The 7,437-nt window shown below is 55.2% G+C and carries 3 protein-coding genes; all 3 read right to left on the bottom strand.

All coding sequences use genetic code 11. The features are described 5' to 3' along the window. Positions 1-120: 120 nt before the first annotated feature. The 3 genes from hemE to gltB all read right to left on the bottom strand — a co-directional run bounded on the left by hemE (position 121) and on the right by gltB (position 7,256). On the bottom strand, positions 121-1,188 hold the full coding sequence (gene hemE / locus ACNQ6O_RS14160; protein WP_418053877.1) for a uroporphyrinogen decarboxylase: 1,068 nt from the start codon (positions 1,186-1,188) through the stop codon (positions 121-123). Between the two features lie 125 nt (positions 1,189-1,313). Then, complete coding sequence (locus tag ACNQ6O_RS14155) at positions 1,314-2,732, bottom strand: FAD-dependent oxidoreductase (protein ID WP_418053876.1); 1,419 nt, start codon at positions 2,730-2,732, stop codon at positions 1,314-1,316. A 75-nt stretch (positions 2,733-2,807) separates the two neighbouring features. Continuing rightward, positions 2,808-7,256 (bottom strand): glutamate synthase large subunit, encoded by a 4,449-nt coding sequence (gene gltB, locus ACNQ6O_RS14150; RefSeq protein ID WP_418053875.1) that lies wholly within the window; start codon positions 7,254-7,256, stop codon positions 2,808-2,810. Positions 7,257-7,437: the final 181 nt, after the last annotated feature.

Raw genomic sequence — 7,437 nt, 5'->3', positions numbered from 1 at the left:
GCCATGGATGGCCGGAGAGAAGCGCACATGGATGTGCTTGTAGCGTTTTTTTGGAGGCCGTCCCCCCGAGCCACCAACACCCAGCTAGCAGGCTAGCGGGCGACAACCCCCAAGCTTCAATTACTGCTGATGATACTTGGCACTCAACTCAACAACAGCCTCAATGAACGCACCCGCATGCTCCGGGTCCACTTCTGGCGTAATACCGTGACCCAGGTTGAAAATGTGCCCAGTGCCCTGCCCGTAACGAGACAGAATATCTTCCACTTCCTCACGGATACGCTTCTTAGGCGCATACAACATAGTCGGGTCCATATTGCCCTGCAGGGCAACTCGATCACCCACTCGTGCACGGGCGTTGCCGATATCCGTGGTCCAGTCCAGACCGACAGCATCACAGCCCGTATCGGCAATCGACTCCAACCACTGGCCACCGTTCTTAGTGAACAGAATCACCGGAACCCGGCGACCTTCGTTTTCGCGAATCAGCCCGTCTACAATCTTCTTCATGTAGCGCAGCGAGAACTCTTCATAAGCCCAACCGCTTAGCACACCACCCCAAGTATCGAAGATCTGAACCGCCTGAGCGCCGGCTTTGATTTGGCCGTTCAGGTAGTCAATGACCGAATCTGCAAGGTGGTCCAGCAAACGGTGCATCACTTCCGGCTGACCGTAGGCCAGTTTTTTGGTCTCGCGGAAATCCTTGGAGGAACCGCCTTCTACCATGTAAGTGGCCAGTGTCCACGGGCTACCGGAGAAACCGATCAACGGAACGCGGCCATTGAGTTCACGACGGATGGTGGATACCGCGTTCATCACGTAATCCAGATCGGATTCAGCGTTCATCTTCGGCAGCGCATCCACATCCGCTTCAGAGCGGATAACTTTACGGAATTTGGGACCTTCGCCGGTTTCGAAATACAAACCAAGACCCAACGCGTCGGGAATGGTCAGGATATCGGAGAACAAGATCGCCGCATCCAACGGATAGCGTTCCAGCGGCTGCAATGTCACTTCACAGGCCAACGGTGTGTTCTTGCACAGACTGAGGAAGTCACCCGCCTGGGCCCGGGTTGCGCGGTACTCCGGCAGGTAACGGCCCGCCTGACGCATCATCCACACCGGGGTACGGTCCACAGGCTGGCGCATAAGGGCGCGCAGGAAGCGATCGTTCTTCAACTCAGTCATAGTTACAGTCTTCTCATCGTTTAAGGGTCAGAGACAATGGGTGCCAATGATACCCCGTTTGCGCCAATAAAAAAGGGCGGCTTTCCCCTAGGAAGCCGCCCTTCTGACACCGATCAAGCTTTTACTCAGACATCCAGGTAATCCAGGATGCCTTCTGCGGCCTGTCGACCTTCCCAAATCGCGGTGACCACCAAATCCGAACCGCGAACCATATCGCCGCCGGCGAAGATTTTCGGGTTGCTGGTCTGGAACGGAAGTTCCGCTTTCTCTGGTGCCGTTACCCGACCGGATTCGTCGGTATTCACTCCAAGGTCTTCAAACCACGGAGCCGGGCTCGGGCGGAAGCCGAAGGCTACCAGCACGGCATCAGCTGGAATCACTTCCTCACTGCCGGGCACCACTTCCGGGCGACGGCGGCCGTTCTCATCCGGCGCACCCAGCTCGGTGGTTACAACTTTGACGCCTTCAACTTTGCCATCACCAACGATTTCTACCGGCTGACGATTGAACAGGAACTTCACGCCCTCTTCTTTGGCGTTGGCCACCTCGCGGCGGGAACCCGGCATGTTGGCTTCGTCCCGACGGTAGGCACAGGTCACGCTTTCCGCCTGCTGGCGAATGGAGGTACGGTTGCAGTCCATGGCAGTGTCACCACCACCCAGAACGACTACACGCTTGCCTTTCATATCGATGAAATCGGCAGGCTTCTTCTCGAAGCCCAGTCGGCGATTCACGTTGGAGATCAGGTACGGAAGTGCATCGTGAACACCCGGCAGATCCTCACCCGGGAAACCACCTTTCATGTAGGTGTAGGTGCCCATGCCCATGAATACGGCATCGAACTCTTCAAGAATGCTCTTCAACGATACATCCTTGCCCACTTCGGTGTTCAGGCGGAATTCCATGCCCATCTCTTCGAACACCTGACGGCGGCGAGCCATCACACTCTTTTCCAGCTTGAACTCTGGAATACCAAAGGTCAGAAGCCCGCCGATTTCCGGATAAATATCGAACACAACAGGCTTCACACCGTTACGCACCAGCACGTCGGCACAGCCAAGACCCGCAGGGCCAGCACCAATCACGGCAACCTTCTTGTCTGTCCATGTCACCTTGGACATGTCTGGCTTCCAGCCCAGCGCAAAGGCGGTATCGGTGATGTACTTTTCAACCGACCCGATGGTAACTGCACCAAAACCGTCATTCAGGGTACAAGCGCCTTCGCACAAGCGGTCCTGAGGGCACACGCGGCCACATACTTCAGGCAGCGAGTTGGTCTGATGACACAACTCCACAGCTTTCATGATATTGCCTTCCGACACCAGCTTCAGCCAGTTTGGAATGTAGTTGTGCACCGGGCACTTCCACTCGCAATACGGGTTACCGCACTCCAGGCAGCGGTGTGCCTGAGACGCAGCATGGGTTTCTGTAAACGGATGATAGATCTCACCGAACTCTTTCTTCCGCTTTTTCGCCGGCACTTTCTTCGGGTCTACCCGCCCTACTTCGACGAACTGGAAGTCATTATGAAGACGTTCTTTCATAGTGTTGCTCTCATACTTTCGATTTCGACGCGGACTGCGCTCGTGGCGCAGCCCAACTTACAGTTTTCCCGGTGATTACTCCGGGCGGGCTCGGGTGCTGGCCAACAGGCTGCGTAAATTCGCGGCCTTCGGTTTAACCAGCCAGAACCGGTTGATGTAATCGTCGAAATCCTCCAGAAGATGTTCAGCCCAAGCACTTCCGGTTTCGGAAATGTGCTCCCGAATCACACCGCGCAGGTGGTTTCGGTAGGCTTCCATGTCTTCCCGTGCAATACGCTGAATCTCAACCAACTCGTGGTTGTACTTGTCAACAAAGGTGTTATTCAAGTCCAGAACGTAGGCGAATCCACCGGTCATACCCGCACCGAAGTTGTAGCCTGTTTCGCCGAGAACTGTCACCAAACCGCCGGTCATGTATTCGCAGCAGTGATCGCCTGCGCCCTCCACAACAGCGTGGGCACCCGAGTTACGAACCGCAAATCGCTCGCCCGCCGTACCCGCAGCAAATAACTTACCGCCAGTTGCGCCGTACAAGCAGGTATTGCCTGCGATGGACGTTTCCTGGGTTTTGAAGTCACTGCCACGAGGCGGCTTGATAACCAGCTTACCGCCGGTCATGCCTTTGCCTACGTAGTCGTTGGCGTCGCCGTGAAGAACCATATTCAGGCCACCCACGTTCCACACACCGAAACTCTGACCGGCAGTGCCAGTAAGATCCAGAGTAATCGGAGCGTCAGCCATGCCCTTGTTTCCGTAGCGAGCGGCAATTTCACCCGACAAACGTGCGCCGATAGAACGGTCACAGTTGGTCACTTTGTAAGTCCAAGCGCCACCGGACTTTTCATTGAGTGCCGCGGCGGTGTCTTTGACGATCTGCTCAGCCAACTGACCCTGATCGAACGGTACGTTACGCTCTACCTGGCAGGTCTGCGGCTTGTCCGCTGGAATATGGTCGTTTTCCAGCAAACGGGTCAGATCGAGCTTCTTCTGCCGCTCGGTGTTACCCGGCAGGCGCTCGAGAAGATCAACGCGCCCGACCAGCTCTTCCAGATTGCGAACACCCAGCTTGGCCATCCACTCGCGTGTTTCTTCCGCGACAAAGCGGAAGAAGTTCATCGCCATTTCAACGGTACCCTTGAAGTGCTCCTCACGCAGGTAATCGTTCTGAGTCGCCACACCGGTCGCACAGTTGTTCAGGTGACAAATACGCAGGTACTTACAACCCAAGGCAACCATTGGCGTTGTACCAAAGCCGAAGCTTTCCGCTCCCAGAATGGCCGCTTTCACCACGTCCAGACCGGTTTTGATGCCACCATCTGTTTGCAGACGAATCTTGCCACGCAGGTCGTTGGCACGCAGAGCCTGCTGAGTTTCGGTCAAACCGAGTTCCCATGGGGAGCCGGCATACCGGATAGACGTCAGCGGGCTGGCCGCAGTACCACCGTCATAACCAGACACAGTAATCAGGTCAGCGTAGGCCTTGGCCACACCGGCGGCGATGGTGCCCACACCCGGCTCCGACACCAGCTTCACAGAAACCAACGCTTCCGGATTGACCTGCTTCAGATCGAAGATCAGCTGAGCCAAATCTTCAATGGAATAGATGTCATGGTGAGGCGGAGGTGAAATCAATGTCACACCCGGCACCGAATAACGCAGACGAGCAATCAGGTCGTTCACCTTACCACCCGGTAGCTGACCACCTTCACCCGGCTTGGCGCCCTGAGCGACTTTGATCTGCATAACGTCTGCACTGCGCAGGTATTCAGCGGTCACACCGAAGCGGCCGGAGGCAACCTGTTTAATCTTGGAGCGCTTGTTCGTGCCATAGCGTGCGGGATCTTCACCGCCTTCACCAGAGTTCGAACGGCCACCCAAAGTGTTCATAGCCACAGCCAGAGCTTCGTGCGCTTCCGGAGACAGTGCGCCTAGCGACATGGCCGCCGAATCAAAGCGCGGGAAGATGTTTTCTACCGGCTCAACTTCATTGATATCGATAGGCTGAATGCCATCTTTGAACACCAGCAGGTCACGCAAGGTTGCGACTGGGCGCTCATTAACCAAGCTCGCGTATTCTTTGTAGTGACCGTAGTCACCACTGATGACCGCATCCTGAAGCTTGCCAACCACGTCCGGGTTGAACGCATGGTATTCCTGGCCATGAATGTACTTCAGCACACCACCGGGGGACAGCGGTTTACGGGGCTTCCAAGCAACCGAAGCAAGCAGCTCCTGGTCCTGCTGGAAGTCACCGAAATCAGCACCCTGAATTCGGCTGGGTACGCCCTTGAAGCATAGATCAACCACGCTATCCGCAAGACCGATCGCTTCGAATAACTGAGCTCCCCGGTAGGAAGCAATGGTTGAGATGCCCATCTTGGACAGAATCTTCAACAAGCCCTTGTTAATACCCTTACGGTAATTGTTCTTGGCTTCGATCGGATCCATCATCAGCTCGCCCGTCCGAATCAGATCGTTCATGACCTGATACGCCAGATACGGATAGATAGCGGTCGCGCCAAAGCCCAACAGTACGGCGAAGTGATGCGGGTCACGCACCCAACCACTTTCAACGATGAGGTTGGTATCGCAACGCAAGCCATTAGCCGACAGGTGGTGATGAACCGCTGCGGTGGCCATCATAGCGTTCACCGGCAGCTCGCCTTCCACCAAGTCCTTATCACTCAGAATCAGCAGAACCTTGCCATCACGCACCGCCGCTGCAGACTCTTCACAAACTCGAACAATCGCCTGTTCCAGCCCTTCTTCAGGGCGGTAGCTGAGGGCCACACGACCGACTTCAAAGCCAGGACGCTTGTTATTGGTAAGCCTGAGGAACTTGGCCGGTGACAGTACCGGCGTTGTCAGAATGACACGGTCGGCATGGTCAGCGGTTTCCTCAAACACGTTCCGCTCTGCACCCAGACAGGTTTCGAGCGACATCACGATGGTCTCGCGAAGCGGATCAATCGGCGGATTGGTCACCTGCGCAAACTTTTGACGGAAGTAATCCGCAATGTGGCGCACCTTGCTTGAAAGCACGGCCATAGGCGTGTCGTCGCCCATGGAGCCAACGGCTTCTTGAGCACTTTCAGCCAGAGGCCGAAGCACCTGATCCCGCTCTTCAAACGATACGTTAAACATCTTTTGATGAACCAGCAGCTCTTCCGGCCCCATCAATTTGAACTCCGGAGACTCCTGATACAGCGTGGATTCCACCCGAAGTGCGTTTTCTTTCAACCAGCGCTTATACGGCTGCGCATTTTTCAGGCGCTCATCGATATCCGGAGTGTGCAGCACCTCGCCGGTTTCCGTATCAATCGCCAGCATCTGGCCTGGCCCTACCCGACCCTTGGCAACCACATCGCTGGGAGCGTAGCTGTATGTACCCACTTCCGAAGCCAGCGTGATGAAATCATCTTTGGTGATTACCCAGCGCGCCGGACGCAAACCATTTCGGTCGAGCATACACAGCGCATAACGGCCGTCGGACATAACCAGTCCAGCCGGACCATCCCACGGCTCCATGTGCATCGAGTTGAACTCATAAAAAGCACGCAGATCGGAATCCATGGTATCGACATTCTGCCACGCAGGCGGAATCATCATTCGAACGGCACGGAACAGATCGACACCGCCGGCCAGCAGGATTTCCAACATGTTATCCATGCTGGAGGAGTCAGACCCGCTCAGATTGACCAACGGCTGCAAGGTTTGCAGGTCGGGCAGATCCGGTGAGCTGAATTTGGCGGCACGGGCAATGGCCCAGTTACGGTTGCCATCAACCGTGTTGATTTCGCCATTGTGTGCCAAATAACGGAACGGCTGTGCCAACGGCCACTTGGGCATGGTGTTGGTTGAGAACCGCTGGTGGAAAACGCAGATCGCGGTTTCCAGATCGGGATCGCCCAGATCTTTATAGAAATTCGCCAGATCCGCCGGCATCATCAGGCCTTTGTAGGCCAAAGTGCGGTGCGAGAGACTGCAGATATAGAACTCCGAATCGTCAGCCATATCTCGCTCGGCATAACGACGACCGAGGAACAGGCTGATCGCGAATTCCTTCTCTGCTTTATCGCCCGGCTCGACAAATACCTGCTCAATGCGGGGCAAACAATCCTTTGCCATGGGGCCCAAGCAACTATCATCCACGGGCACTTCGCGCCAGCCCATGATTTCGAGCCCTTGCTCGGTCAATCTGCGCTCAATAGCAGCCCGACCAGCGGCAGCCTTACTTTCCTCTTGAGCTAAAAAAACCTGGCCAACTGCAAATAAGTCGCCAGGTTTTTTCCCAAACGCTGCTTCAGCAGCTTTAACCAAAAAGGCCTTGGGGCTCTGCAACAGCAGACCACAACCATCACCGGTCTTTCCGTCGGCAGCAATGCCTCCCCGGTGGGTCATGCAGGTGAGTGATTCGATAGCTGTTTCCAACAGCTTATGGCTAACCTCGCCCTTCATATGGGCTATCAGGCCAAAACCGCAGTTGTCCCTGAATTCATCGGGATGATACAAGCCTGTTGTCATAAGCGTTCTCTCACGTAAAAATCATTCCCGCCAACGCATTTCGCACCACCGTAGTGCACAAAATGAGCTGACACTTTAAAAAAGGGGGAAGGGATTATACGTATGACAAACGATCACGCAAGAAGTTTTAAACTTTTTCTTAACTTGAAAGGAATGCGTGCACCACATAGGTGCACTTTTA

The organism is Marinobacter sp. SBS5 (genome assembly GCF_048285575.1).
Classification (GTDB): domain Bacteria; phylum Pseudomonadota; class Gammaproteobacteria; order Pseudomonadales; family Oleiphilaceae; genus Marinobacter.
Note: the sequence above shows the minus strand (reverse complement) of the source record. Positions and strands in the feature narration are given on the sequence as shown.

Bases quoted from the DNA above. Each gene is read 5' to 3' on its own strand.
- hemE (WP_418053877.1), bottom strand. From the start codon at position 1,188: ATGACTGAGTTGAAGAACGATCGCTTCCTGCGCGCCCTTATGCGCCAG.
- ACNQ6O_RS14155 (WP_418053876.1), bottom strand. From the start codon at position 2,732: ATGAAAGAACGTCTTCATAATGACTTCCAGTTCGTCGAAGTAGGGCGG.
- gltB (WP_418053875.1), bottom strand. From the start codon at position 7,256: ATGACAACAGGCTTGTATCATCCCGATGAATTCAGGGACAACTGCGGT.